Below are 472 nucleotides of genomic sequence, written 5' to 3'. Positions count from 1 at the left end.
CCAAATACATTGTTAACAATTAACGGTGATATTCCCGATAGAAAAACAGGACTTGAACTTGCAGAAAAATATGGTATTGATGGCATCATGATTGGTAGAGGCATTTTCCACAATCCATTCGCTTTTGAAAAAGAACCACGCGAACACACAAGCAAAGAACTATTAAATCTGTTGAGATTGCATCTATCATTGTTTAACAAATATGAAAAAGATGAAATACGACAATTCAAGAGCTTGCGTAGATTCTTTAAAATCTATGTGCGTGGCATAAGAGGCGCTAGCGAACTTCGCCATCAATTGATGAACACACAATCAATTGCAGAAGCACGAGCACTACTAGATGAATTTGAAGCCCAAATGGACGAAGACGTTAAAATTGAATTATAGTATGAGTAATAAAGGTTGAGGAGGAATGTAATGTTCCTCCTTTTTTGTTTGTGTTAAAGACTAATGTACCTACTTTTTAAAGAAG

Annotated in this window: 1 protein-coding gene; it reads left to right on the top strand. The window is 35.4% G+C overall.

The window, feature by feature from the left end; genetic code table 11:
- On the top strand, positions 1 to 387 hold a 387-nt coding region (locus tag GPA21_RS20410; protein WP_168989876.1), incomplete at its 5' end, for a tRNA-dihydrouridine synthase.
- Positions 388 to 472: the final 85 nt, after the last annotated feature.

The organism is Azoarcus taiwanensis (genome assembly GCF_012910885.1).
Classification (GTDB): Bacteria; Pseudomonadota; Gammaproteobacteria; order Burkholderiales; family Rhodocyclaceae; genus Azoarcus_F; species Azoarcus_F taiwanensis.
The sequence above is the reverse complement of the archived record's forward strand: the minus strand, read 5'-3'. Positions and strand labels throughout refer to the sequence as shown.